The organism is Kaistia dalseonensis, assembly GCF_030814715.1.
In the GTDB taxonomy this organism is placed as follows: Bacteria; Pseudomonadota; Alphaproteobacteria; order Rhizobiales; family Kaistiaceae; genus Kaistia; species Kaistia dalseonensis.
On record NZ_JAUSVO010000001.1, the window covers coordinates 1,247,213 to 1,273,032 of the forward strand.

Consider the following 25,820-nt stretch of genomic DNA (forward strand, 5'->3'; position numbering starts at 1 on the left):
TAGGCCGGCCTCACATCCCCCAGCGCAGCGCCGCGGTATGGACGGGCGCGTCCCAGAACCGTGCGACCTCGTCGTCGAGCATGGATACAGTGATCGAGCAGCCGGCCATTTCGAGCGACGTCACGTAGGAACCGACGAGCGCGCGGCCAACGCGAATACCATGTTTTTCAATGGCCTGGCGGGCGGCGTTGAACATCAGATAGAGCTCCATCGACGGCGTGCCGCCGAAGCCGTTGACGAGCAGGATGGCATCGCCCGTGCCCGGCAGTTCGCTCGCGATCGCGGCCACCATCTCGTCGGCGATCTGGCTCGCCGGCTCCAGCTTGACGCGCCGACGGCCAGGCTCGCCATGGATGCCGACGCCCATTTCCATCTCGTCCTCGGCGAGCGTGAAGGTCGGCGTGCCGGCGGCTGGAACGATGCAGCTCGTGAGCGCGACGCCCATGGACCGCGTCTGCGCATTGACCCGGTCGCCCAGCACCTTCAGTTCGGCGAGCGGCATGCCCGCCTCGGCGGCCGCACCCACGATCTTCTCCACGATCATCGTGCCGGCGACGCCGCGGCGGCCCGTCGACCAGGTCGAACGTTCGACCGCGACATCGTCATCGGTGATGACGGTCATGATTTCGCTGCCGGCCATCTCGGCCGCCATTTCGAAGTTCATGACGTCGCCTTCATAGTTCTTGACGATGAAGAGCGCGCCGCCGCCCGTGTCGACTTCGGCGACGGCGGCGATCATCTGGTCGGGCGTCGGCGAAGTGAAGACCTGCCCGGGGCAGGCGGCATCCAGCATGCCGAAGCCGACAAAGCCTGCGTGAAGCGGCTCATGCCCCGAGCCGCCGCCCGAGACGATCGCCGGCTTGCCGGGCTTCAGCAGCGTGCGGCGGACGAATTTCCGTTCCTCGCCGAGCCTGACGATATCGGCATGGGCGCTCGCGAAGCCGTCGAGGCTCTCGGCGAGCACCGTCTCGGGCGCGTTGATCAGCTTCTTCATGGTTCCTCCCTAAACGCAATGACGGGCGAGGCCTCCCTGCCCTACCCGTCGACCAGCTTCGCCAGGCGCTGCACGAATTCTCCCACCAGCCGGTCGAGATCCTGGTTCTTCTCCGGGTCGCCCAGATCCGGCAGGTAGATGACATGCGGCCGGACGCGGCGGACTTCCTTCAGCGACGGCACGCGGCGCGGATGGGCGCGCGCATAGCCATCGAGGAACAGCCGCCGCTCGTCGGGCGAGAAATGGCAGATCTCGAAGATCGTCTCGATATGCTGCGCCGGAACCGGCGTGGCATAGGCGGGGTTGGTGATGTGGCTGACGAAGGAGCGGTTCTTGCCAAGCGCCTGCGCGAGACGCCCGCGCGTGCCGGAGGGCCGATTGTCCAGCACGCGCTGCAGCACCGCCTTGTAGGCGGCGACCGCTTCGGCGGCCGTGCTCGTCTCTTCGCCGGATTGCTTCAAGCGGGAACTCCCGCATGGATTTCGCTCAGCGCCAGCTTGACCCGACCGACCAGCGGCGGCGCCACGGAGACGGCGCGCAGCCCTGCCACGATCAGGCTCGGCAGGTGGCGCGGATCGCCGCCCATGTCGCCGCAGAGGCTGACGTCGATGCCGAGTTCCCGGCCCGTCTGGACCGTGTTGCGGATCAGCTCGATCACAGCCGGATGTCCCGGATCGTTCAGTCCAGCGACGGCCGCGATGTCGCGCGCGCTGGCGGTTGTATATTGGGTCAAATCATTGGAGCCGATCGAGAAGAAGGCCGCGGCGCTGAAGCGCTCGGGCACGATCGCGACGGCGGGCACCTCGACCATGATGCCGAGCGGCGGCCGGCTCGCGGCAATCCCCTCGCGCGCCAGCTCCACGACAGCCTCGTCAAGCAGCGCCGCCGCCTCGTCGATTTCTTCGGGAATGGTGATCATCGGCAGCATGATCTTGAGATTGCCGTGCTGTGCGGCTCGCGCCAAGGCCCGCAACTGAACCTTGAAGATCTCGGGCTTGGCGAGCGACAGGCGAATGCCGCGCGTGCCGAGGAAGGGGTTCGATTCCCCGTCTATGGTGAGCCCGGGCACAGGCTTGTCGCCGCCGGCGTCGACGGTGCGGATCGTCACCGGCTTCTCGCCCGCCCATTCGAGGATGCGGCGATAGGCGGTGTATTGCGCCATCTCGTCGGGCAGGCCCGACGCGCTCGAGAACAGGAACTCTGTCCGCACCAGGCCGATCCCGTCGCAGATCGCCGGATCGATGCGGTCGAGCTCGGCCGGCTCGGCGACGTTGATCAGCACGGCGATCCGCACGCCATCGGCCGTCATGGCGGGATGGGTGAGCATGGCGGCCTCGCGCACGGCCTGGCCGGCCGCGTCGGCGCGCGCCGCGACATAGGCCGCGAGGTCGTCAGCGGTCGGGTCGAGGACGAGGCGCCCGCGCGCGCCATCGACGATCGCCTCGGTGAAACCGTTTTCGGGAATCGCGCCGAGGCCGACGGCCATCGGAACGCCACGCGACCGCGCCAGCATGGCGACATGGCTGGAGGGACTGCCTTCGCTCAGCGCGATAGCGCCGCCCTGCGTCCAGTCGATCGCGAGAAAGCGGCTCGGCGTCAGATCGCGGCCGATGATGACGGCGCCGGGCGGAACGGTGGCACCGGTCCCGGTCGCGAGCAGATGCCCCAGCACACGGTCGCGCAGATCTTCGAGATCGGCGGCGCGCGCGCTGAAATAGGCGTCGTCGCTCGACCGATAATCCTCGATCTGCTCGCCCAGCGTCTCCGACCAGGCCGCGCCCGCCTCGACCCCGGCGGCGATCGCGCCCAGCGCCGGCGCGCGCAGCGCTTCGTCCTCCAGCATCGCGACCTGAAACTCAAGAATGGCGGCGCCCTCTTCATCCGCCGCACCGATCAGCAGCAAGAGGTCCTCCGTCGCGGCCTGAATGGCGGCCTCCAGCGCACCGCGCTCTTCGGCGGGCGTGCCGGCGTGGCGATGCAGGCCGGCCAAATCCACGATCCGGTGGATCGGGCCACGTGCAATCCCCGGCGCCGCGGCACGGCCGAAGCGTTCAACCATTGCCGACATGGGCTCCGACCTCGTCGAAATCGCGCTCGACCAGCCCGACCAGGGCCGCCACCGCCGCATCCGCATCAGCTCCTCGGGCGCGGAAATGCAGCGTCGTGCCTTGTGGCGCCTTGGCGGCCATGACCTTGACGATGCTCTTGGCGTCGATCCACGGTCCGTCCCCACCGAGGCCGAGCTCAATCGCCGACTGGAAGGTCTTGGCGAGCTTGGTCAGCTTCACCGAAGGGCGCGCATGCAGCCCGACCTCATGGGTGAGCAGGACACTGGCGGTTGTTTCGCTGTCGGCCATCACATTTCCTTCCACGCCTCAGGCGGGCGATAGTTCTTCCGCCATCCGTCTCACGGCATCGAGCGAAGCGCCGCCCGAGGCCTCCGTCGCGGCGATCACCGCGCCTTCGACGATCGGCGCGTTGCAGACGACGATCCTGCCCTGCCGCTCGGCCGGCTGCATCTCGATCGCCATTTCCGAATTGGTCTCCGCCCCGCCGAGATCGACGAGGATCGCGACGCCGGCCTCCGACCACGCCCGGTCGATCGCAGCCAGGATCGCTTCGACGCTGGTGCCGAGCCCGCCGCCGGGATCGCCGCCACAGAAGGCGAGCGGCACCTCCTCGCCCACCATCTGGCGCACCATCTCGGCCGTGCCTTTGGCGACGTCGGGCGAATGCGACACGATCACGATGCCGACATTGCCGTTCGCTGGATTCACTGGAGCGTTCATAGTGCCTTTTCCGCCGTCTGCGAGATGGCTGCGACGAGCAATGCACTCGACCGCGCGCCGGGGTCCATGTGGCCGATCGACCGGTCGCCGAGGAAAGACGCCCGGCCGCGGATCGCCTTCATCGGGATCGTCGCCTCGGCCGCGGCTGAGGCGACCGCGGCGGGGTCGCCGCCATGGGTCAGCGCGTCTGCGACGGGGGCGAGGACGTCGAGCATCGTCTTCTGGCCGATCTCGGATTTGCCGCGCGCCTTGACCGCCTCGATCGCGACGCCGAGCGCGCGGCCGAGATCGGCACGGGTCGGGTCAGCCGGCAGTTCCTTGCCCAAAGTCATGGCGAGCGTGCCGTAGAGCGGACCCGACGCGCCGCCAACCTTCATGACCAACGTCATGCCGATGGCCTTCAACGCATCCGGCAAAGGCTTCGCCGCCAGACTGTCGAGATCGGCCAGCACGGCCTCAAGGCCGCGCTTCATGTTGAGCCCGTGATCACCGTCGCCGATCGCCTGGTCGAGCGCCGTCAGTTCGTCGGCATGGTCGATCACGCTACGCGCCGCCGTTTCGATCAAGGCCCGCCGCCTGGCTTCGTCGAGCATCAATTCCCTCCCCCGATGCGATTCCCCGCCTGATCGAAGTAGAGCGGATCGACCAGCGACAAGGCAACTTGGTCGCCTGCGACAAGATCCGTCTGCGGATCGACAAGCGTCGTCAGCTTGCGATCCCCGACGCTGACGTGAAGATGGTTCTGGTCGCCGAGATGCTCGATCCATTCGACCTTGCCGATCGCATGGCCGTTCGACGCCTTCTCGATCCTGAGATGCTCCGTCCGCGCGCCGATCGTCCGGGTGCCGGCGGGCGCACTGCCAGCCGGGATCAAGCCTTCGGGCACCAGATTGATCGCCGGCTGGCCGAGGCGCGCGGCGACGTAGAGATTGGCGGGATTGCGATAGATCTCGCGCGGGCTGCCGATCTGCACCAGACGCCCGGCATTCAGGATGCCGATCCGGCTCGCCAGCGTCATCGCCTCGATCTGGTCGTGCGTGACATAGAGGATGGTCGCGCCGAGATCCTGCTGGATGCGCTTCAGTTCCAGCCGGAGATCGGAGCGGAGTTTGGCATCGAGCGAGGAGAGCGGTTCGTCCATGAGGTAGATCGACGGCCGTCGCACCAGCGCCCGGCCAATCGCGACGCGCTGCATCTCGCCGCCCGAAAGCTGGGTCGCCCGGTTCTGCAGCTTGTGGGCGATCCTGAGCATGGTCGCAATATCGGTGACGCGGCGCTTGATCTCGGGTTCGGCAACGCGCCGCGCCGGCGAGCGCAGCGGAAAGGCGAGGTTGTCGTAGACCGAGAGATGCGGATAGAGCGAATATTGCTGAAAGACGAAGGTTACGTCCCGCCCGGCCGGCTCGACCGTCGTCACGTCATGGCCGCCGATGAAGATGCGGCCCTGGTCGGCACGTTCGAGGCCGGCGACAAGCCGCAGGGTCGTCGTCTTGCCGGCTCCGGTCGGCCCGAGCAGGACGATCAACTCGCCATCGGCGATGGTGAGGTTCAGATCATCGATGGCGGTCGTGGTGCCGAACCGCTTGGTGACGCCATCGAGCACGACATCAGCCATGGGCGGCCCCCTCACGCAGCGCGGAGCGCACGGCCCGGCCGGAGGCCCGGTCGAAAAGCGACAGGCGCTCGGAACGGAAGGCGAGCCCTACCGTCTCGCCGGGATGCACGATGCGGTCCGAAGGCAGCCGCGCCTTGATCGAGCCATGCGCGGTTTCCACGGCCACGATCTGCGTCGTGCCGAGATATTCCGAGCCGAAGACGGCGCCGCGCAGCTTCGACCGATCGTCGAAGACGATGTGCTCCGGGCGGATGCCGAGCGCGAACTGGGCCGGCGCGTGATCCTCCCGAATTTCCGGCACGGGCACCTCGGCGCCATTGACGCGCACCAGGCGGTCGCCGGCTGCGAGCCCGCCATGGAAGGTGAGGAAATTCATTGGCGGCGAGCCGAGGAAATCGGCGACGAACATGGTGGCGGGACGGTCATAGATTTCCTGCGGCTTGCCGAACTGCTCGATCACGCCATGGTTCATGACGGCGATCTTGTCGGCCATCGACATGGCCTCGAGCTGGTCGTGGGTGACATAGACAGTCGTCGCGTGGATGCGGTTATGAAGCTCGCGCAATTCCCGCACCATCAGGTCGCGAAACTCGGTATCGAGCGTGCCGAGCGGCTCGTCCATCAGGAACGCCTTCGGCCGCCGCACGATGGCGCGGCCGAGCGCGACGCGCTGGCGGTCGCCGCCCGCAAGGCCGGAGACGGGCCGATCGAGCAGATGATCAATGCGCAGCAGCTTCGCCGCCTCCTCGACGCGCTGGCGAACCTCGCCCCGCGGCATGCCCTGGCAGACCAGCGGGAAGCCGATATTCCTGCGCACATTCATATGCGGATAGAGCGCGAACATCTGGAAGACGAAGGCGATATCGCGCGCCGCTGCGCGATTGAACGTGACGTCCTCGCCACCGAGCAGGATCTGCCCCGCCGTCGGCAGTTCGAGCCCTGCGATCATGCGCAGCGTCGTCGTCTTGCCGCAGCCCGACGGTCCCAGCATGACGAAGAACTCGCCATCCTCGATCGTGAAGGTCGACCCCTTCACCGCCGTGAAGGAACCGAAGGATTTCTGGACGTTCTCGACCCGGATCTCGGCCATGGCTTACTCCGGAAAATGGCTGACGATCGCGAACAGGATCGTGCCCGCGAGGATCGTAATGAAGGAATAGGCGTAAGCGGTCGCCGAATAGGGCTGCATCAGCATGACGACGCCGAGCCCGATCAGGATGGTCGCGATATTTTCCCAGGGCCCGCGGCGCAGGCGCAGGATCTTTGTGACCAGCGATGGTCGCGGCGGGACGTGAATGTCGCTCATTTCCGCACCGCGCCGAAGGTGATGCCGCGCAGGAGGTGTTTCCTGAGCAGGATGGTGAAGACGAAGATCGGGATGACGAACAGCGTGGTCGCGGCCGCGACGGCCGGCCAGTCCTGCCCGCCCTCCCCGATGATGAACGGGATGAAGGGCGGCATGGTCTGCGCCGTGCCGGAGGTCAGCAGCACCGCGAAGGCATATTCGTTCCAGGCGAAGATCAGGCAGAAGATTGCCGTCGCCGCGATGCCGGTCGCGGCCTGCGGCAGCACCGCCTTGCGGAAAGCCTGCAGGCGGGTATAGCCGTCGATCATCGCGGCTTCCTCATATTCGCGCGGGATCTCGTCGATGAAACCCTTGAGCAGCCAGACGGCGAGCGACACGTTGACGGCCGTATAGAGCAGGATCATGCCGAGCTTGGTGTCGGAGAGGCCGAGCTCGCGATACATGAGATAGATCGGGATCGCGACGGCGATCGGCGGCATCATGCGCGTCGAGAGGATAAAGAACAGCAGGTCGTCCTTGAGCGGCACCTTGAAGCGCGAGAAGCCATAGGCCGCGAGCGTTCCGAGGAACACCGCCAGGAAGGTCGAGCCGAAGGCGATGATGATCGAATTGACGAAGCGCGGAATGACGTTGGACGGGCCGGCGATGACCATGTTCCGGGAGCGCACCAGCTTGTCGTACCAGGTCGTCGGCGGCGGCAGCGTCGCGATCACCTCCGGCGTCTGCCGCGTCCGCGTCGTGAAGAGGTTCACATAGCCTTCGAGCGAGGGCGTGAAGATCACCTTGGGCGGATAGGAGATCGAATCCGGCGGTGTCTTGAAGCTCGTCGCGATGATCCACAGCAGCGGGATCATGGTGATGATTGCATAGACGATCACCAGAGCGCCGGCGATGCGGCGCGAGGCGGTCGAGGGCGCGACGACGGAATGGGCTTGGGTCAATCCGGGCATGACATCCTCACCGCTGCTTCACGCGGTTCAGGGCCTTCACATAGATGTTCGCGAGGCCGAAGACGGTGACGAAAAGGATGATGGCGAGCGCCGAGGAATAGCCGGTGCGCCAGCTTTCGAAAGCCTGCCGCTTCAGCGTGATCGAGACCACCTCGGTGGTCGAGCCGGGTCCGCCGCCGGTCAGGAGGTTCACCATGTCGAACATCTTGAAGTTCTCAATGCCGCGGAAGAGCACGGCGAGCATGATGAAGGGCAGCGCCATCGGCAGCGTGATCGACCAGAACTGGCGCCAGGGCGAGGCGCGGTCGACCTCGGCCGCCTCGTAGATATAGTCGGGGATCGAGCGCAGCCCGGCGAGACAGATCAGCATGACATAAGGCGTCCACATCCAGGCATCGACGATGACGATCGCCCAGGGCGAGAGCCGCACGCTGCCCAGCATCTGGAACGAGGACGGATCGATGCCGGTCACGAAGGAGATGGCGTAATTGAACAGCCCGCTCTGCGGCTGGTAGAGGAACGTCCAGAAATTCCCCACCACCGCCGGCGACAGCATCATCGGGATCAGGATGACGGTCGTCCAAAGCGCGTGGCCGCGAAACTTCTTGTCGATCAGCCAGGCGAGGCCGAAGCCGAGCACGGTCTCGATGATGATCGTCCAGATGACGAAATGCGCCGTGGTCTGCATCGCGGCCCAGACATCCGCATCGCCGAGAATGCGATGGTACCAGTCGAGCCCGACATATTTGACTTCGGCATTCGGCCGGTTGGCGCGGTAGTTCGTGAAGGACAGATAGATCGTCCAGATCAACGGAAAGATGTTGATCGCGAGCAGGAGAAGGATGGTCGGCCCGATGAAGAGCCAGGCGATGGCCTTGTCGGAGAGGCCGCGCACCGTCTTGCCGATGCCGGACGGCATGGCTTCGGCGACCCGATCGGCAAAGGCTGTCTGGGCGGGAAGTTCGGTCATGGACCTACGATCCGGGCGTGTCATGGTGAGGGCGGTCAGGGTCGCCGTTCCGGGTTTGAGCGAACCCGGAACGGCCGCTTTCTGTGCCGGGACGGCTACATCTTGCCGTCGTCCTGGAAGACCTGCGTCCAGTCGGCGACGAGCTTGTCGAGCGCTTCCTTGGCCGTGCCCTGGTCGGCGACGACATAGTCATGGACGCGCTTCTGTTCCGCCTGGAGCAGTTGCGCATAGGACGGCTCGGCCCAGAAATCCTTGACCATGGCCATGGATTCCAGGAACTGCGCCGCGAACGGTGCGCTCTCCGGGAAGCTCGGATCGTTCAGGACCGACTTGGCGCAGGAATAGCCGCCGAGCGTCCACCACTTCTTCTGCACGTCGGGCTTGGCGAACCACTTGATGTACTGGAGCGCCTCGTCCTGCTTGTCGGAATAGGCGACCACCGAGATGCCCTGCCCGCCGAGCTGGGTGAAATGGCCCGCCGGTCCCGCCGGATTGACGAAGAAGCCGATCTTGTCGCCGCCGACATTCGGGTCCTTGTAGAGGCCGGGGAAGAAGGCGAAGAAGTTCATCTGGAGCGCCACCTGCCCCGATTTGAACGCGTCCAGGCCCTCGCTCATATAGCTGTTCGAGGCGCCGGGCGGCGTGCAGCACTTGTAGAGCTCTTTGTAGAATTCGAGGCCGGCGATCGCGCCGGGCGAATTCACGAAACCTTCCATCTCATACGGCTTTTTCGGGTTCTGATATTCGAAGCCGTAATCATAGAGGACGTTCGAGACGCCCATGGTGATGCCCTCGGAGCCGCGCTCCGTATAGATCGAGGCGCCATAGACCGTCTTGCCGTCGATCTCTCGGCCCTGGAAGAACGTCGCGATGTCCTTCAACTCGTCATAGGTCTTCGGGACAGCGAGATCGCGGCCGTATTTCTCCTTGAACGCCGCCTGGATCTCGGGCTTGGCGAACCAGTCCTTGCGATAGGTCCAGCCGACGGCGTCGCCCATGGCCGGCAGCGCCCAGTAGTTCGGCGTGTTCTTCGGCCATTCCGAATAGCCGACCACCGTCGCCGGCATGAAGTCATCCATCGAGATGCCTTCCTTGGCGAAGAAGTCGTTCAGCTTGACGTAATGGCCGTTCTCGGCCGAGCCGCCGATCCACTGGCTGTCGCCGATGATCAGGTCGCAGAGCTTGCCATGCGAGTTGAGCTCGTTCAGGAAGCGGTCGGCATAGTTCGTCCACGGGACGAATTCGAATTTCATGTCGATGCCGGATTGCTTGGTGAAATCCTTCGACAATTCGACGAGCGCATTGGCGGGATCCCAGGCGGCCCAGCAGAGCGTCAGCTGCTTGTCGGCCGCCCTGGCGCCATCGATCGATGCGCCGGTCATCAAGACGGCCGCGCCGATCGCGGCAGCCACGGCGATTAGCTTCCTCATCAGTCCCTCCCTGAAAAGCCCATGCGTCCGCGATCGCGCAAAAGACCGGCGCGTCCGCTTGGATCGCTTCCTCGCGCGACCCTGGGCAGGTGATTTGAAGACGTTCCCTCATGCGCCGGTTCATTCCGGCGGCTGTTTAGTTATTTTGTTTAGTAGAGCGCAGTTTCATAAACTGTGCAATGGCTGTTTTCAGCCATTATGTGTGCATTGCAACATAAATAAACTAAACCATGTTTAGTAATCCGCCGTGTCGATCAATACCGCCGCCAACGCGCGCGGCAGGTCGGATTCGGTCGTGTGTGCCGAGATGCGATGCAGCGACCGCCTCGTTATCGTGCAGTGCAACATAGGCGATTGATATCCGGGGCGAGCTGTGGCACGGCGGGTGTCAGGCTCTCCGCCCATCCGCCATTCGCCGGCCTAACGCCCGGCCCCTTCGCCCCTTCCCGAAGGAAGAGACATCATGCGCCAATCGATCCGTACCCATTCCATGAACACCGCCCCCAGACCGGCCGGCGCCTTCGGGCAGAGGAACTGAGACGATGAAGGTTTACCTCGCCGGGCCGGAAGTGTTCTTCGAGAACCGCGACGCCATCATGTCGGCCAAGACCGAATTGACGCGCCGCTATGGCTTCACGCCGACGGTCTGGACGGGGGAGAAATACGATCCCTCCTCGAGCCCGTTCGACATTGGCCTGCAGATCAGCGCCTTCAACGAGAATGTCATGCGCGAGAGCGATCTGATCATCGCCAATCTGACGCCCTATCGCGGCATCAGCGCTGATGTCGGCACGGCCTATGAACTCGGCTTCATGGTCGCGAGCGGCAAGCCGGCCTTCGGCTATTCGAATGATGGCCGCCTCTTCGCCGAGCGCGTCACCGCCGATTACTACAAGGGCGCGGTCGCGCGGGACCTGCGCGGGTTCATCCGCGGCGCCGACGGGCTGCTCGTGGAAAACAACGACATGGGCGACAATCTGATGCTGGATGGCGGCATCCGCCACATGGGCGGCGTCTTCATCCGCCGCTCCGTCGCGCCGGAACGGATGTTCGATGATCTCGGCGCCTTCGAGGAATGCCTCGCCGCCGCCCGCGCCCGCCTTCTCGGAGCCTCAGCAGCATGACGACATCTGCCCCCACAGCATCGGATATGGTCGAAGATCTCGCCGCAGGCCGTGTTTCCGCCGTCGATCTCTTCGAGGACGCCGTTGCGCGCATCGAGGCCGAGGATGGCGCCATCAATGCCGTGGTCGTCAGGGATTTCGACCGTGCCCGTGATGCGGCCAAGGCGGCCGATGCCGCGCTCGCGCGCGGAGAGCGGCGGCCTTTCCTCGGCGTGCCGGTCACGATCAAGGAATCGTTCGACATCGCCGGCCTGCCGACGAGCTGGGGGCTTTCCTATTATCGCAATGCGATCGCCACGGCCGATTCCGCCGCTGTCGCGCGCCTGCGGGCGGCGGGCGCCGTCATCCTCGGCAAGAGCAATGTTTCCGAGGCGCTGTCGGGCTGGGATGGCGACAATCCGGTCTATGGCCGCACGAGCAACCCGCTCGATCTGAACCGCACGCCCGGCGGGTCCTCGGCCGGTGCCGCCGCCGCCGTCGCGGCCGGTTTCGTGCCCTTCGATATCGGCTCGGATATTGGCGGCTCGATCCGCGTTCCCGCGCATTTCTGCGGCCTCTATGGCCATAATACCAGCTATGGCGTGATCCCTTTGCGCGGCCATGTGCTGGAGGGACGGCGCGCCCGCATCGACTTCTCCTGCCCCGGTCCGATCGCGCGCTCCGTCGCCGATCTCGAGCGCGGCCTCGCCGTGATGGCGGGTCCCGATGAGGATGAAGCCGTCGGCTACAGCCTGACGCTGCCGCCGGCGCGCCACCGTGCCCTGCGCGACTACCGTGTCCTGGTGCTGACGCAGCATCCGCTGATCCCGACGGATCCCGAGATTTCCGGCGCCGTCGAACGGCTGGCCGGCGCGCTCGGGCAGGCTGGCGCCAGGGTGACCGCGGCCGAGCCGATCATTCCCGATCTCGCCATGCTGACGCGCAACTATATCGAGCTCCTTTCTGCGGCGCTGACCGTGGCCGACACCGATGAAGGCGCGGCGCAGCGCGCCGAGGCGCTCGCCGCTCTGTCACCCGACGACCAGAGCTTCCGTGCGCTGCGCCTGCGCGGCGCCGGCACGGCGCATTATGAGTGGCTGCGTGCCAATGAGGTCAGGGCCAAATTGCGGCACGCCTGGCGCCAGGTGTTCATGGATTATGACGTCCTGATCTGCCCGCCCTTCCCGACCACCGCGCCGACCCATGCCGAGAGTGCCGAGCCGACCATCACCGTTGACGGCCGGATGATCGACCGCAGTGACCAGATCGCCTGGTGCGCACCGGCGACCGGCTCGGGCCTCCCCGCCACCGTCGCACCGATCGCGCGCAGCCGAGCGGGCCTGCCGATCGGCGTCCAGATCATCGCGCCCTATCTGGAGGACTATACCGGGCTCCGTTTCGCCGCGCTGATCCGCGAGCTGACGGGGTGAACCGGATTGACAGTTCCGGGAACCGCCTCGAAACTTGTTTGACTACGAACAAGTTTGGGAGCGCTCCATGGCACCGCGAAAACTGATCCTCGACGTCGACACCGGCACCGACGACGCCGTCGCCATCATGCTCGCGGCGCTGCACCCCGATCTCGAACTGGTCGCCTGCACGACCGTCAACGGCAATCGCGAGATCGAGCACACGACGGAGAACACGCTGCGCACGCTCGACCATATTGGTCGCGGCGATATTCCCGTTCATGCCGGGCTGGCGCGCCCGATCGCGCGGCTCGATTTCCCGATTCCACGCGCCCAGCGCGATCCCGGCGTCCATTTCGTCGAGATGCCGCTCGCCAAGGCGACATCGAAGGTCCAGGCGACGAATGCCGTCGATTTCCTGATCGATTTCTACCGCAACACGACCGACGCAGTGACGTTGGTTCCCGTCGGACCGCTCTCGAACATCGCGACCGCGCTGTCGCTGTTCCCGAAGCTGGTCGATTATATTCCCGAGGTGATCATCATGGGTGGCGGCCATGCCATCGGCAATGTGACCTCCTCGGCCGAGTTCAACATCTGGGCCGATCCCGAGGCCGCGGCCATGGTTTTCGCGGCCGGCTTTCCCAACCTGACGCTGGTGCCGCTCGACGCCACCCACAAGGCCGTCATCAGCCTCGACCAGTGCAAGACCTTGCGTGCGTCCGGCAAGCCGGCGGCGGAAGCCGCGGCTATCTTCGTGGAGAAGCGCGTCGAGGGTTACCGAAACTACCAGCGGCTCGACAATCCCGATGCCGCGCCGATCCACGACGCGCTCTGCATCGCCGCGATGATCTACCCTGAGGTGATCACGACGGAGGACTATTTCGTCGATGTCGAGACAGAGGGTCGGCTCACGGTCGGCCGCACCGTGCTCGACGTGAACAAGCGCGCCAAGCGCGACCCGAACGCCCATGTCGCGATGACGGCCAACACGGCGCTGTTCGGCAATTTCGTGCTCGATACGCTGATCAACAACTGACGGAGCGCCCGAGCGCTTCCAAACGAACTGGACTTCGGCTCGCGTGAAGGAACCGCGATCGATCGAATTTAGGTCGCCGGCTTCCTGATCCGCGCGATCGTCTCTTCGAGATCCTGCCAGCTCGCGCGATCCGGCGCGAAGCGCTGGCGGAGATAGCGGATCAGATCGGCGAGCTGCCTGTTGTCCAGCGCTGCGCCAAAGGCCGGCATGGTGCCGCTATGGCCCTCTATGCCGCCTAGGATCGCGCGGATGACATTGTCGGGCTTGGCGGCATGCAGATTGGTGTTGAAGCCGAGCGCCGGGCCGGCATTGACCAGGATCGCGCCACGCCCCGCCTCGTGGCAGGAGGCACAGCCACCGTCATAGAATCGTGCGCCGGTCGACGAGGGTGGCGCGGCGCTCACCGATGTCGCGGCGCTGATATGGGCGGCGCGGCTCTCGACCTCGTCGAGCGCCATCGGATCGCTGAAGCTCGCCAGATAGACCGACATGGCGCGGATATCCTCATCCGGCAGCGCGCGCAATTCGGCTACGACCGGCGCCATGGGACCGGCAGCCGTGCCGTGATGCAGCGATTTTCCGGTTCGGAGATAGCGATAGATGTCGGCCTCGGTCCACGGGATCGGCGCATGCGAGAGGTTCGTCAGCGCCGGCGCCTCCCACCCTTCGGCGACGCCACCGGCGAGATAGGACGCGCCCGTCTTCTCGGCGCCGAGCGCGTTGCGCGGCGAGTGGCAGGCGCTGCAATGGCCGAGCCCGTCGACCAGATAGCGGCCGCGATTCCAGGCCTCTGATTGCGCCGTGTCTGCCTCGATCGTTCCCGGCCGGTTGAAGAGCAGGTTCCAGCCGGCCACCAGCGGACGGATGTTGAACGGAAAGGTCATCCGCGTCGGCGCATTGGCCTTTGCCACCGCCGTCTGGCTCATCAGGAAGGCATAGAGCGCCTGGAGATCCGCCTCGTCGGCCTTGGCGAAGTTTGGATAGGGGAAGGCCGGATAGAGATGGCGGCCATCACGATGCAATCCCTCGCGCATGGCTCGCTCGAAGGCCGGATAAGACCAGTTGCCGATGCCGGTGGAGACATCGGGCGTGATGTTCGTGCTCATCACCGTTCCGAACGGAGTCTCGATGGCGAGCCCGCCGGCATAGGCAGCGCCACCCGGGGCCGTGTGGCAGACGGCGCAGGCGCCGAGCGACGCCATCACCCGGCCGCGCTCGATCGTCGAGGCGGAATAGGTCGTCGGATCAGGGCGCGCGATCGGCGGGATCGCCGCGCGGATCGGCAACGCCATTGCCGCGAAGCCCGCCAGCCCGACCGCGAGTGCGCCGAGCCCGCCGAAGAATGCAAAACGGCGTCGCTTCCTGGCCGGCGCCGCCGTCTTCTGTGGCAAGCGGCCGAGACCGGCCAGCACGCGCTCCGGCGTCAGCGGCAATTCTCGAAAGCGCACGCCCGTGGCGTCATAGACAGCATTGACGATCGCGGCGGCGCTCGGGACCGAGGCGGATTCGCCGGCGCCGAGCGGCGGCTCATATTGCCGGTCCATCATCAGCACGTCGACCGAAGGCAGGTCGGGAAAGCCCAGGATCGGATAGGCGCCCCACTCCCGGCTTGCGACGGCCGTGGTCTCGCTGAAGGACACCTCCTCCTTCAGCACCCGGCTTGTCGACTGGATGACATTGCCGTGGATCTGGTGGCGCACGCCGGCCGGATTGACCATCATGCCGGTATCCTGGCCGACCACGACGCGGGTGACGTTCACCTCGCCCGTCACGCGATTGACAGCGACCTCCGCTGCCCATGCCGACCACGCCGCCGCCGTTCCCGGCCATTTGCCATGGACATAGCGGGCTTGCGCGAAGCCGCGTCCGCGCACGATCTCCGTGCCGTCTTCCTGCGGCGCCGGACCGACGCGCGGTGTCCAGCCCGCCCGTTCGGCGGTCGCGCGGGTGAGCTCGGCAGCGCGCGGATCGGTCAGATGATCGAGGCGGAAGGCGACAGGGTCGGCGCCTGCCTCTTCGGCGAGTTCGTCGATGAAGCTCTCATGGGCGAAGACATTCGGCATGGCCGAGACACCGCGCAGCCATGAGGCGCGGACGATCGGCGCCATGTCATGAACCGTGACGCGGATGTTCTCGTAATCATAGGCGGGGCGGCTGGTGCGGTCGCCCATCTGCGCAATGAAGGGACGCGGCGACACTGCGCCGGTCAGCAGCAGCGCCAAGGTCGGCGCCAGATTGGAGGGATAGCGCGTCTCGAAATCATAGGCCGCGAGCGATCCGCCCGGCCCGAGCGCACCCGAGACATCGATCAGCTGGGCCGCACCCTTCGGCTCCCAGAGATGCTCCTGCTCGCGCGTCAGCTGGACCCTGACCGGACGACCGACGCCGCGCGAGAGCAAGGCCGCGTCGGCAGTGACGTCATCGGCGCAATTGCGGCCATAGCAGCCAGCCGCCTCGATGCGGATCACCTCGATCCGCTCTTCCGCGAGCCCCATCAGCAAAGCGAGATCGGTCCGCATCGGATAGGGGTTCTGCGTGCCGGACCAGACGCGGAGGCCATTCGGCTGGAAGTCGGCAACCGCGCAGGACGGGCCGATCGAGCCATGCATCTGATAGGGCCAGACATAGGTCCGGTCGAGCCGATGCCCTGCGATGGCGAGCGCGGCGTCGACATCGCCTTCATCGACCAGCCGGCGCGACTGGACCGGCTGAGCGCGCAGTGCGTTCTCGACATGGCCGAGATCGGCACCGGCAACCCATGGCTTCCATGTTACCTTGAGGGCGGCGGCCGCCTCGATCGCCTGCTCCTCGCGCTCGCAGACGACGCCGATGAAATCGCCCTGCACCACCACCGCGACGACACCTGGCACATGAGCGATCGACGCCTTGTCGACCTCCTCAAGGCTGCGCCCGACGAAGTCGCCGGCATCGATGCCTGAATAAGGCGGGCGGACCACACGGCCATGCAGCATGCCCGGCACGCGGACATCATGCACATAGACGAAGCTGCCGGTGACCTTGTCGGGAATATCGACCCGGCCGACCGATCGGCCGACAATCCGGTAATCCGCGACGTCCTTGACCGGCGTTTCCGGGTCGAGCAGCAGATGGATCTGGCGGTTCTGCAGCAATTCGCCAAAGGGGAGCGCGATGCGCGCGTCTTCCCTGGAGCGCAGAATCCCGTCGCGGATAACGAGATCGTCCGTTGGCCGGTCGAGCATGTCCGCGGCAAGGCCGAGCAGATGAAGCCTTGCCTGCGCGGCGGCGATGCGCAGCGGACGCGCGCTGATCTGGATCGTCTCGCTCGCGATCGTCGGGCCCTGGTCGGGCGTGTTGTCGGTGTCGCCGAGCGCCATCGTGACGGTGTCGATCGCGACATCAAGCTCCTCGGCGACGATCTGCGCGAGGGCGGTCCGGATGCCTGTCCCGAGATCGACATGACCATTGAAGGCGTAGACCGCTCCTTCCTCGGTCAGGCAGAGATGGAGATCGAGCGCGTCCGGATCGAGAGCATCGGCGGCACTGGTACGCCGCTCGACAATGGCGAGCACGCCGCTGCGCTGCAGCAAGGCCCGGCGGTATGGCGTCTCCATGCGGGTCGGCGTTTCCGTCATGGCGCCGCGCTCGCGCCTTCGCGCATCCGCCGCGCGGCCGTCATCACCGCGCGCAGGATCTCGATATGCGTGCCACAGCGGCAGAGATTGAAGCGCAGTTCATTGCGGATCGAGGCCTCGTCGGGGTCAGGATCGCGATCGAGCAGCGCCTTGGCCGTCATGATCATGCCATTCAGGCAATAGCCGCATTGGGCAGCCTGCTCCTCGATAAAGGCCGCCTGCACCGGATGGAGGTGGTCGATCGTCCCGAGACCTTCGAGCGTCACGATCTCGCGCCCTTCGGCCGAGGCGGCCGAAACGACGCAGCTGCGCGCCGCGATGCCATCGATGATGACCGTGCAGGCGCCGCACTCACCGAGGCCGCAACCATATTTCGGGCTGTTCAGGCAGAGATCGTTGCGGAGCAGGAAGAGCAGCGGCGTGCGTGGCTCGGCCTCGACGACATGCGCCTGACCGTTGACGCGGAGCTGGATCGGCCGCGCTGCCCTCATGGCGCCTCGTACCCATGGCCGGCCATCGCCCGCCACGGTTTCCCGATCAGCCACCACCCTCGCCCAGTACCAATCCCCTCGCCTGCCAACATGGGCGGCGCCCCTGCATTTTTGTTTGTACACACACAAGATGACCCAAGCCGCGGAGACTGGCAATGCGTGGCGCCATCTCAGATGCCTACGCAGGAAAGCCGACTTATCGCTTGGTGCATTCTCGGCTAAACTCCGTCTCTTCGACGCCTTTTGGGCGGCGGCGAGGGGAAGGAAAGTCGTCGGTAGAGGGATCGCATGTCGGGCATGACACAGCATCCCGGCGCAAGAACTTGGCGGGATAGAGGTTTCGAGCGACATCGAAGCTTCAAACAAGCATGGTAGCGTTCACGATAGACGGCTTATTATCGACGGGTCAGGGGACCCGCTCGGGGAACTTCGGCGACTATTCGCCAAAGGGAGAAAGAAGAATGACGACGAACTGGATGCGTTTGACGGTTTCGGCGCTCGCGATCTGCGCCTCGACCAGCCTGGCCTTCAGCCAGAGCCTTGACGAGCTCGTTGCGGCCGCCAAGAAGGAAGGCTCGCTCACGACCATCGCGCTGCCGCATGACTGGTGCGGCTATGGCGACGTGATCGCCGGCTTCAAGGCGAAGTATGGCCTCGAGGTCAACGAGCTCAATCCGGACGCCGGTTCGGGCGACGAAATCGAGGCCATCAAGGCCAACAAGGGCAATACCGGCCCGCAGGCTCCCGACGTCATCGATGTCGGCCTCTCCTTCGGCCCCTCGGCCAAGGCCGAAGGCCTGATCCAGCCCTACAAGGTCTCGACCTGGGACACGATTCCCGACAGCGCCAAGGATGCCGACGGCTATTGGTATGGCGACTATTACGGCGTGATGTCGTTCGAAGTGAACACCGACATCGTCAAGGACGTGCCGAAGGACTGGGCCGACCTGCTGAAGCCGGACTACGCCAACGCGGTCGCGCTCGCGGGTGATCCGCGCTCGGCTAACCAGGCGATCCAGGCCGTCTACGCCGCGGGCCTCTCCGCCGCCAAGGGCGACGCCGCCAAGGCCGCCGACGAGGGCCTGAAGTTCTTCGCCGAACTGAACAAGGCCGGCAATTTCGTGCCCGTCACGGGCAAGGCCGCCTCGCTCGCCCAGGGCGCGACGCCGATCGTGCTGCGCTGGGACTATAACGCGCTCGCCGACAAGGACACGCTCAAGGGCAACCCGCCCGTCGAAGTCGTGATCCCGGCCTCCGGCGTCGTCGCCGGCGTGTACGTCCAGGCGATCAGCGCTTTCGCGCCGCATCCCAACGCCGCCAAGCTCTGGATGGAGTATCTCTATTCGGACGAAGGCCAGCTCGGCTGGCTGAAGGGCTATTGCCACCCGATCCGCTTCAACGACCTCGCCAAGAACGGCAAGATCCCGGCGGACCTGCTGGCCAAGATGCCCCCGGCCGAAGCCTATGCCACCGCCGTGTTCCCCTCGCTCGCCGAGCAGAACGCGTCGAAGGAGATCATCGCCAAGCAGTGGGACACCGTCGTCGGCGCCAGCGTGGCGAAGTAAGTTCGTTTGCGATGAAAGGCCTTGCAAGGATCGCGGCTTCGGTCGACCCTTCCCGGGGTTGACCGCTGGTCGGGCTTATCCTCGCAGGGGCCGTAGTGTCCGGCTCCCTCGCCTCGGCGGGGGAGCCTTCATGTGACAGGTCGATATGACGAACAGTTCGATTACCGACACGAATTTCAGCACCGCGGCCGTCCGGCCGCGCCCGATCTCGTGGTCGTGGCTCGGTGTCGTTCCGTTCCTCCTCTTCACCTTGATGTTCCTGCTGCTCCCGGCGGCAAACCTGATCATCGGCGCCTTCCAGGACGCTGCCGGCAATTTCACGCTGCAGAACATCGCCAATCTCTCGCAGCCGACGATCCTGCGCGCCTACCAGATGTCGATCGGCATCAGCGCCGCCTCGGCCTTTCTGGGCGCAGTGATTGGTTTCGCGCTGGCGCTCGCCGCCGTGCTCGGCCGCCTGCCGCGCTGGGTGCGGCCCTCGCTGATGACGTTTTCGGGCGTCGCCTCGCAATTTGCCGGCGTGCCGCTCGCCTTCGCCTTCCTCGCGACGCTGGGGCGCACGGGTCTCGTCACCGCCCTGCTCTTCAACATCTTCGGCATCAACATCTACCGCTACGGCTTCAACCTCCTGAGTTTCTCCGGGCTGACGCTGACCTATCTCTATTTCCAGATTCCGCTGATGGTGCTGATCCTCACGCCCGCGCTCGATGGCCTGAAGCGCGAATGGCGCGAGGCATCGGCGATCCTCGGCGCCTCGACCTGGCAATATTGGCGCATGATCGCGCTGCCGATCCTGTGGCCGAGCCTACTCGGCGCCTTCATGCTGCTCTTCGCCAACTCCTTCGGCGCGATTGCGACGGCCTATGCGCTGACCGGCTCCTCGCTCAACATCATCACCATCCTGCTCTATGCGCAGATCCGCGGCGACGTGTTGCATGATCCCAATCTCGGCTACGCGCTGGCGCTCGGCATGATTTTGATCACCGGCATCTCCAATGGCATCTATATCTGGCTGAGTTCGCGCACCGGGCGGTGGATCCGATGAAACAATCCCGTATCGCGCCCTGGATCGGCGTCATCTTCGGCGCGATCTACTTCCTCGTTCCGCTGATCGCGACCTTCGAATTCTCGCTCAGGATGGAGCGTGGCCGCTATTCGTTCGAGGCCTATCGGATCGTCCTCGGCGACCCGAATTTCCAGGCGAGCTTCGGCTATTCGGCCTTCATCGCCGTGTGCACGATCATCGTCGGCGTCGCGCTCGTCGTGCCGACCGCCTATGTCGTGCAGCTGAAATTGCCGAAGCTACGGCCGGTGATCGAATTCCTGACGCTGCTGCCGCTCGTCATTCCGGCGATCGTCATCGTGTTCGGCTATCTCCGCATGTATAATTCCTCGTCCTGGCTGCCCCTGACCGGCAGCGCGCGCGGAACCGATGTCCTGCTCACCTTCAGCTATGTCACGCTCGCCCTGCCCTACATGTATCGCTCGGTCGATACGGGCCTGCGCGCGATCGATGTGCGCACGCTGACGGAAGCCGCGCAGAGCCTGGGCAGCTCGTGGCCGCGCATCCTGCTGACCGTGATCCTGCCCAATGTGCGCGTCGCCGTGCTGTCGGGCTCGTTCCTGACCTTTGCGATCGTGATCGGCGAGTTCACCATGGCGAGCCTGTTGAACCGCCCGGCCTTCGGACCGTATCTCCAGCTCATCGGCGCCAATCGCGCTTATGAGCCCGCGGCACTGGCCATCATCGCTTTCGCCATTACATGGGCTTGCATGGGCCTGATCAATCTTTTCGGCGCCATGGGTCAGCAGACCCAACGCCGCTGATATCTCTCCAAGGAATCGAACATGGCATTCCTGTCGATCGAGAAGCTGGTCAAGACCTTCGGAACGCAGACGACGGTGAAGGGTGTCGACCTCGCCGTCGAGCGAGGCGAGTTCGTGACCCTGCTCGGGCCGAGCGGCTGCGGCAAGACGACGATCCTGCGCATGGTGGCGGGATTCGAGACCGCGACGAGCGGCACGATCCGCATCGACGGCAAGGATGTGACCGATCTGAAGCCGAACCAGCGCAATATCGGCATGGTGTTTCAGGCCTATGCGCTGTTCCCGAACATGAGCGTCGCCGACAACATCGCCTTCGGCCTGAAGGTCGCCAAGAAGTCCTCGGCCGAGATCGCGGCGCGCGTCAAGGAAATGCTGGAGCTGATCAAGCTGCCGCAACTCGGCGAGCGCTACCCCTATCAGCTTTCCGGCGGCCAGCAGCAGCGTGTGGCGCTTGCCCGCGCGCTGGCCGTCAAGCCACAGATCCTTCTCCTCGACGAGCCGCTTTCCGCCCTCGACGCCAAGATCCGCATCTCGCTTCGTGACGAGATCCGGGCGGTGCAGCGCTCCCTCGGCATCACGACGATCTTCGTGACGCACGACCAGGAAGAAGCGCTGTCCATGTCGGACCGCATCTGCGTGATGAATGAGGGCCACATCGAGCAGCTCGGCACGCCGTTCGAAGTCTATAATTATCCGACGACGCGTTTCGTCGCCTCATTCGTCGGCACGCTCAACATCGTCAATGGCAAGGTGGCGGATTCGGCCACGGGCAAGCTGCTGGTCGACGGGCAGGAAATCGTGACCTCGCGCAGCCTCAATGGCGCCAGCACGGGCGATGCCCTCTCGCTCGCGCTCCGACCCGAGGCGCTGACCATGGGCCGAGCCAACGGGCTCAGCAACAATCTCGACGGCACGATCGACGAGGTGCATTTCCTCGGCTCGGTCGTGCGCATCCGCGTCAAGTTCAAGGACAGCGCGATCTCGCTCGACACCTTCAACAAGCCGCACCTGCCCCCGCCCGAGCGCGGCCAGCCCGTGACGGTGAACTTCGGCCGTGAGGACATTCTCGTCCTCGACGGCGCCCCGAACTGAAAGCGCGGCTTAGGCCGCCGCCTTGTCCCGGTCGAGCAGCCGATCGATTTCGCTCATCACATCCTGAGCAAGCGGCCCCTTGTGGAGCGCGCCGGCATTTTCCTCGATCTGCTGTGGCGTGCGCACGCCGGGAATCGGCAGCGTCGTAGCCGAGCGCGCCCAGAGCCACGCGATCGCGCCCTGCGTCAGCGAGCGTCCGTCCGATTGCAGCAAGTCGCGGATCTGTGCCAGCCGATGCGCAAAGGCCGGCGCGACCTGACCATCCTTGAAATAGGTCAGCCATTCGAGCCCGGCCACGCGGACATCATTGGCCGGCAGCCGCGCGCCGTGATCGAACTTGCCGGTGAGAAGGCCCATCGCCAGCGGCGAGCGGTTGATCGACGTCAGCCCTGCCCGCTCGATCAGCGCGATCATCTCGTCCGCGGGATCGAAGACGTTCATGGCATGCTGGATGGAGACGAACCCATCACGTCCGGCAAAAGCCGCAGCGCTCTCCGGCGTATCCGTGCTCCATCCGAAGGCGTCGATCTTGCCGGCTTTTCTGAGACGGCCGAGCGTGTCAAAGACCGACTCGGCATCGGCGATGCTCAAGCCGCCGAGATGAAGCTGCAGCAGATCGATCCGCTCGCGACGCAGCCGCTTCAATGAAGTCTCGACGCTCTTCTCGATATAGGCGGTGGAGTAATCCTCGCCCGTCATCTGCCGCGTCGCCGGATCGGAGACATAGCCGAACTTGGTCGCGATGATCGCATCGGGGTGGCCGGCGAGCGCCTCGCCCAGGACGACTTCGGAATGGCCGGCGCCGTAATTGCTCGCCGTATCGAAGAACCGGATGCCGAGATCGAGCGCCCGGTGAATGGCCGCGATCGACGTGCGATCATCGACATCGCCCCAACCGAGCGGAACCGAGCCGGCAAAGAACGGCCCGCCAATGGCCCAGCAGCCGAAGCCGAGCGCCGGGATCGTCCGGCCATTCCAGAGAGTTCGTGTGAGCATGGCGCAATCCTTGTTCGCTAAACCGGCATATTACAGAATTGGAACGATGATCAGTCGAGAGTGCCCTTGGCGAAGCACTCGTGGGCGTTGAGACATGACGATCAACATTTCATTGGTATAGAACGAACCGCATTGCGGGCAAACCAACGATGCCGCAAGGATCATTTCAAAAATGAAAGACATCGACTGGCAGGACCTCAAACTGTTTCTCGCCGTGGCGCGCGCCGGCGGGCTCGGCCCCGCCGCGCGACTGGTCGACGCCAGCGCGCCAACGCTCGGGCGGCGCGTCACAGCCCTGGAACAGGCGCTAGGTCAACGGCTCTTCACACGTCGGCAACAGGGCTATGAACTGACCGAGGCGGGACGGAGCCTGCTCGTCCATGCGCAGGAGGTCGAGGCCGCGACAGCCGCAATCGAGCGCTGGCGGGCAGGAACCACCACGCGGCCGAGCGTCCGCATCTCTGCCGGTCACTGGATGACATCGTTTCTCGCCGACAATATCGCCGCGATCTGGACGACGGCCGATGCCTGGTCGCTGGACTTCGTGACGGCGAATGCACGGCTCGATATTGGCCGCCGCGCCGCCGATATCGGCATCCGCAACCGCCGACCCGAGGAGGGCTGGCTCGCCGGCCGCAAGGTCGCAGTCACGGCCTTCGCCGCCTTTTGCCGGCGCGGCGGGAAGGCGGAAGAGACCCTGCCGTGGATCGCTTTGGCCGGCGACGCAGCCATCACCCCCTCGGCGCAATGGGTGGCGCGCCATCATGGCGAGCAGGTCGCGATCAAGGTGAGCGACCCACGCAGCCTGTTCGATCTCGTGCGGAGCGGTGCCGGACAGGCGGTCATGCCCTGCCTCGCGGGAGATCGCGAGCCGGCGTTCGAGCGGGCCGGACCGCTGATCGGCGAATTGACGGCCGAACAATGGCTGGTCACCCATCACGAGGACCGTCATCATCCCGCCATCCATGCGACGGTGGAGCGCATCGCCCGCCTGATCGGCGCGCATCAGGGCCTCTTCGCGGGTCACGAAACGAAAACGGGCGCCCCATAGGGACGCCCGTCCTGATTGCCTGCTCCCTTTCGGGAAAGACTACGGCAGCGTGTAGGCCGTCTTCACGGTCGTGAAGAACTCGACCGCATACTTGCCCTGCTCGCGCGGGCCGTAGCTCGAACCCTTCCGCCCGCCAAACGGCACATGATAGTCGACGCCTGCCGTCGGCAAGTTGACCATGACCATGCCAGCTTCCGCATTGCGCTTGAAATGGGTCGCATATTTCAGGCTGGTCGTGACGATGCCGGCCGACAGGCCGAACGGCGTGTCATTGGCAACCGCGAGCGCCTCTTCATAGTCCTTGACCTTGATCACGCTCGCGACCGGGCCGAACACTTCTTCCTTGTTGATGCGCATGTCCGGCGTCGTCTCGGTGAAGAGCGCCGGCTGCAGGAAGAAGCCCGGATTTTCGCGGGTAACGCGATCGCCGCCGGCGACGAGCTTGCCGCCCTCGTCCTTGGCGATCTGGATGTAGCGCTCATCCTGGTCGAGCTGGCTCTGGTCGACGACCGGGCCGATATGCGTGCCCTGCTTGACGGCATCATCGACCACGAGGTCCTTGATGCGGTTGGTCAGCGCCTCGACATACTGGTCGTGAATCTTCTCGGTCACGATCAGGCGCGACGATGCCGTGCAGCGCTGGCCGGTGGCGAAGAAGGCGCTGTTCGCCGTGCTTTCCACGGCCGTCTTGAGGTCGGCGTCATCGAGCACGATGGTCGGGTTCTTGCCGCCCATTTCGAGCTGGAACTTGCGCATGACCTGGATCGAGGCTTCGGCGACCTTCTTGCCGGTGCCGACCGAGCCGGTGAAGCTGACGGCGTTCACCTTCGGCGATTCCAGGATCGCCTGGCCGACGACCGAGCCACGGCCCATGACCAGATTGACCACGCCCTTGGGCAGGCCGTTGCGGACGAGGATGTCGACGATCGTCCAGGCGCAGGCGGGAACCAGATCGGCGGGCTTGAGCACGACGGTGTTGCCGTAAGCGATCGCGGGCGCGAGCTTCCAGGCCGGAATGGCGATCGGGAAGTTCCACGGCGTGATCAGGCCGACGACGCCCACCGGCTCGCGGGTGATCGTGACATCGATGCCGGGGCGCACGCTCGGCAGGATCTCGCCTGCAAGGCGCAACGTTTCGCCGGCAAAGAAGTGGAAGATCTGCGCGGCGCGGATCGTCTCGCCAATGCCCTCGGGAAGGGTCTTGCCCTCCTCGCGCGAGAGCAGGCGGCCGATCTCGTCCTTGCGCGCCAGGATCTCGTCGCCGGTCGCCTTGAGGATGTCGTGGCGCTGCTGGATGCCGGAATGCGACCACGTCTTGAAGGCATCGGCCGCAGCGTCGATCGCTGCCTTGGCGTCCGCAGCGGTGCCCTGCGCGAACTCGCCGATCACTTCATTGGTGTTGGACGGGTTGATGTTCGGCCGTGCGTCGCCGCCGACCCATTCACCGCCGATATAGTTCTTGTGAAGCGCGCTCATCACGAAATCCTTGCAAACCGTTGAAATGGATGCATCGCCCCAAGTGATCGGGGCAACGTCGAGGCTGGGAGGAATTGGATTGGAACCGGGCCATCCTTCTATC

24 protein-coding genes are annotated in these 25,820 nt (G+C 65.2%); 8 read left to right on the top strand and 16 right to left on the bottom strand.

The genetic code is table 11. The features are described 5' to 3' along the window. Positions 1 to 10: 10 nt before the first annotated feature. From dhaK to QO014_RS05780, 12 genes are all read right to left on the bottom strand, one after another. Complete coding sequence (gene dhaK / locus QO014_RS05725; protein ID WP_266347653.1) at positions 11 to 994, bottom strand: dihydroxyacetone kinase subunit DhaK; 984 nt, start codon at positions 992 to 994, stop codon at positions 11 to 13. Between the two features lie 41 nt (positions 995 to 1,035). Continuing rightward, complete coding sequence (locus tag QO014_RS05730) at positions 1,036 to 1,455, bottom strand: hypothetical protein (RefSeq protein WP_266347654.1); 420 nt, start codon at positions 1,453 to 1,455, stop codon at positions 1,036 to 1,038. Next, complete coding sequence (gene ptsP / locus QO014_RS05735; RefSeq protein WP_266347655.1) at positions 1,452 to 3,062, bottom strand: phosphoenolpyruvate--protein phosphotransferase; 1,611 nt, start codon at positions 3,060 to 3,062, stop codon at positions 1,452 to 1,454. Before ptsP ends, QO014_RS05730 begins: the two co-directional genes overlap by 4 nt. Further along, a complete protein-coding gene (locus QO014_RS05740; RefSeq protein WP_266347656.1) occupies positions 3,046 to 3,351 on the bottom strand; it encodes an HPr family phosphocarrier protein in 306 nt (101 codons plus the stop codon). Before QO014_RS05740 ends, ptsP begins: the two co-directional genes overlap by 17 nt. Before the next feature lie 18 nt (positions 3,352 to 3,369). Further along, on the bottom strand, positions 3,370 to 3,783 hold the full coding sequence (dhaM, locus tag QO014_RS05745) for a dihydroxyacetone kinase phosphoryl donor subunit DhaM (protein ID WP_266347657.1): 414 nt from the start codon (positions 3,781 to 3,783) through the stop codon (positions 3,370 to 3,372). Then, positions 3,780 to 4,376, bottom strand: a complete 597-nt coding sequence (dhaL, locus tag QO014_RS05750; RefSeq protein WP_266347658.1) for a dihydroxyacetone kinase subunit DhaL — start codon at positions 4,374 to 4,376, stop codon at positions 3,780 to 3,782. The genes dhaM and dhaL overlap by 4 nt, the downstream gene beginning before the upstream one ends. After that, positions 4,376 to 5,398 carry an ABC transporter ATP-binding protein gene (locus tag QO014_RS05755; protein ID WP_266347659.1) on the bottom strand — a complete coding sequence of 341 codons (1,023 nt, stop codon included), beginning with the start codon at positions 5,396 to 5,398 and terminating at the stop codon, positions 4,376 to 4,378. Before QO014_RS05755 ends, dhaL begins: the two co-directional genes overlap by 1 nt. After that, the gene (locus tag QO014_RS05760; RefSeq protein ID WP_266347660.1) at positions 5,391 to 6,488 is read right to left on the bottom strand and encodes an ABC transporter ATP-binding protein; all 1,098 of its coding nucleotides are present in this window, start codon (positions 6,486 to 6,488) and stop codon (positions 5,391 to 5,393) included. Before QO014_RS05760 ends, QO014_RS05755 begins: the two co-directional genes overlap by 8 nt. A 3-nt stretch (positions 6,489 to 6,491) precedes the next feature. Continuing rightward, entirely contained in the window at positions 6,492 to 6,704 is a 213-nt protein-coding gene (locus tag QO014_RS05765; RefSeq protein WP_266347661.1) for a hypothetical protein, read from the bottom strand. Next, positions 6,701 to 7,654 carry a carbohydrate ABC transporter permease gene (locus tag QO014_RS05770; protein ID WP_266347662.1) on the bottom strand — a complete coding sequence of 318 codons (954 nt, stop codon included), beginning with the start codon at positions 7,652 to 7,654 and terminating at the stop codon, positions 6,701 to 6,703. The genes QO014_RS05765 and QO014_RS05770 overlap by 4 nt, the downstream gene beginning before the upstream one ends. A 7-nt stretch (positions 7,655 to 7,661) precedes the next feature. Further along, the gene (locus QO014_RS05775; RefSeq protein WP_266347803.1) at positions 7,662 to 8,573 is read right to left on the bottom strand and encodes a carbohydrate ABC transporter permease; all 912 of its coding nucleotides are present in this window, start codon (positions 8,571 to 8,573) and stop codon (positions 7,662 to 7,664) included. A 146-nt stretch (positions 8,574 to 8,719) separates the two neighbouring features. Continuing rightward, positions 8,720 to 10,006, bottom strand: a complete 1,287-nt coding sequence (locus QO014_RS05780) for an ABC transporter substrate-binding protein (RefSeq protein ID WP_370877108.1) — start codon at positions 10,004 to 10,006, stop codon at positions 8,720 to 8,722. 590 nt (positions 10,007 to 10,596) lie between these two features. On the opposite strand from QO014_RS05780, the gene QO014_RS05785 reads away from it, so the two are divergent. The 3 genes from QO014_RS05785 to QO014_RS05795 all read left to right on the top strand — a co-directional run bounded on the left by QO014_RS05785 (position 10,597) and on the right by QO014_RS05795 (position 13,605). Next, complete coding sequence (locus QO014_RS05785) at positions 10,597 to 11,178, top strand: nucleoside 2-deoxyribosyltransferase (protein WP_266347664.1); 582 nt, start codon at positions 10,597 to 10,599, stop codon at positions 11,176 to 11,178. After that, entirely contained in the window at positions 11,175 to 12,587 is a 1,413-nt protein-coding gene (locus tag QO014_RS05790) for an amidase (protein ID WP_266347665.1), read from the top strand. Before QO014_RS05785 ends, QO014_RS05790 begins: the two co-directional genes overlap by 4 nt. Positions 12,588 to 12,654: 67 nt before the next feature. After that, positions 12,655 to 13,605 (top strand): nucleoside hydrolase, encoded by a 951-nt coding sequence (locus QO014_RS05795; protein WP_266347666.1) that lies wholly within the window; start codon positions 12,655 to 12,657, stop codon positions 13,603 to 13,605. A gap of 68 nt (positions 13,606 to 13,673) precedes the next feature. Here the strand turns inward: QO014_RS05795 and QO014_RS05800 are convergent, their stop codons facing one another. Beyond that, positions 13,674 to 17,219 carry a molybdopterin cofactor-binding domain-containing protein gene (locus tag QO014_RS05800; protein ID WP_266347667.1) on the bottom strand — a complete coding sequence of 1,182 codons (3,546 nt, stop codon included), beginning with the start codon at positions 17,217 to 17,219 and terminating at the stop codon, positions 13,674 to 13,676. Further along, a complete protein-coding gene (locus QO014_RS05805; RefSeq protein WP_266347668.1) occupies positions 17,216 to 17,710 on the bottom strand; it encodes a (2Fe-2S)-binding protein in 495 nt (164 codons plus the stop codon). Before QO014_RS05805 ends, QO014_RS05800 begins: the two co-directional genes overlap by 4 nt. Positions 17,711 to 18,171: 461 nt before the next feature. Here QO014_RS05805 and QO014_RS05810 point away from each other — a divergent pair, with 461 nt between their 5' ends. The 4 genes from QO014_RS05810 (at position 18,172) to QO014_RS05825 (ending at position 22,194) form a co-directional block, all read left to right on the top strand. Further along, the gene (locus tag QO014_RS05810) at positions 18,172 to 19,275 is read left to right on the top strand and encodes an ABC transporter substrate-binding protein (RefSeq protein ID WP_266347669.1); all 1,104 of its coding nucleotides are present in this window, start codon (positions 18,172 to 18,174) and stop codon (positions 19,273 to 19,275) included. A 145-nt stretch (positions 19,276 to 19,420) separates the two neighbouring features. Continuing rightward, on the top strand, positions 19,421 to 20,320 hold the full coding sequence (locus QO014_RS05815; protein WP_266347670.1) for an ABC transporter permease: 900 nt from the start codon (positions 19,421 to 19,423) through the stop codon (positions 20,318 to 20,320). Beyond that, on the top strand, positions 20,317 to 21,102 hold the full coding sequence (locus QO014_RS05820) for an ABC transporter permease (protein ID WP_266347671.1): 786 nt from the start codon (positions 20,317 to 20,319) through the stop codon (positions 21,100 to 21,102). The genes QO014_RS05815 and QO014_RS05820 overlap by 4 nt, the downstream gene beginning before the upstream one ends. Positions 21,103 to 21,123: 21 nt before the next feature. Next, positions 21,124 to 22,194: an ABC transporter ATP-binding protein gene (locus QO014_RS05825; protein WP_266347672.1), complete on the top strand. Its 1,071-nt coding sequence runs from the start codon at positions 21,124 to 21,126 to the stop codon at positions 22,192 to 22,194. A 9-nt stretch (positions 22,195 to 22,203) separates the two neighbouring features. Here QO014_RS05825 and QO014_RS05830 read toward each other — a convergent pair whose 3' ends face one another. Beyond that, positions 22,204 to 23,190, bottom strand: a complete 987-nt coding sequence (locus QO014_RS05830) for an aldo/keto reductase (RefSeq protein WP_266347673.1) — start codon at positions 23,188 to 23,190, stop codon at positions 22,204 to 22,206. 172 nt (positions 23,191 to 23,362) lie between these two features. Between QO014_RS05830 and QO014_RS05835 the strand changes: the two genes are divergently transcribed. Further along, positions 23,363 to 24,241, top strand: coding sequence for a LysR family transcriptional regulator (locus QO014_RS05835; protein WP_266347674.1), 879 nt, complete (start codon positions 23,363 to 23,365; stop codon positions 24,239 to 24,241). Positions 24,242 to 24,280: 39 nt separating this feature from the next. Here the strand turns inward: QO014_RS05835 and QO014_RS05840 are convergent, their stop codons facing one another. After that, complete coding sequence (locus QO014_RS05840) at positions 24,281 to 25,717, bottom strand: aldehyde dehydrogenase family protein (RefSeq protein ID WP_266347675.1); 1,437 nt, start codon at positions 25,715 to 25,717, stop codon at positions 24,281 to 24,283. Between the last annotated feature and the right edge of the window lie 103 nt (positions 25,718 to 25,820).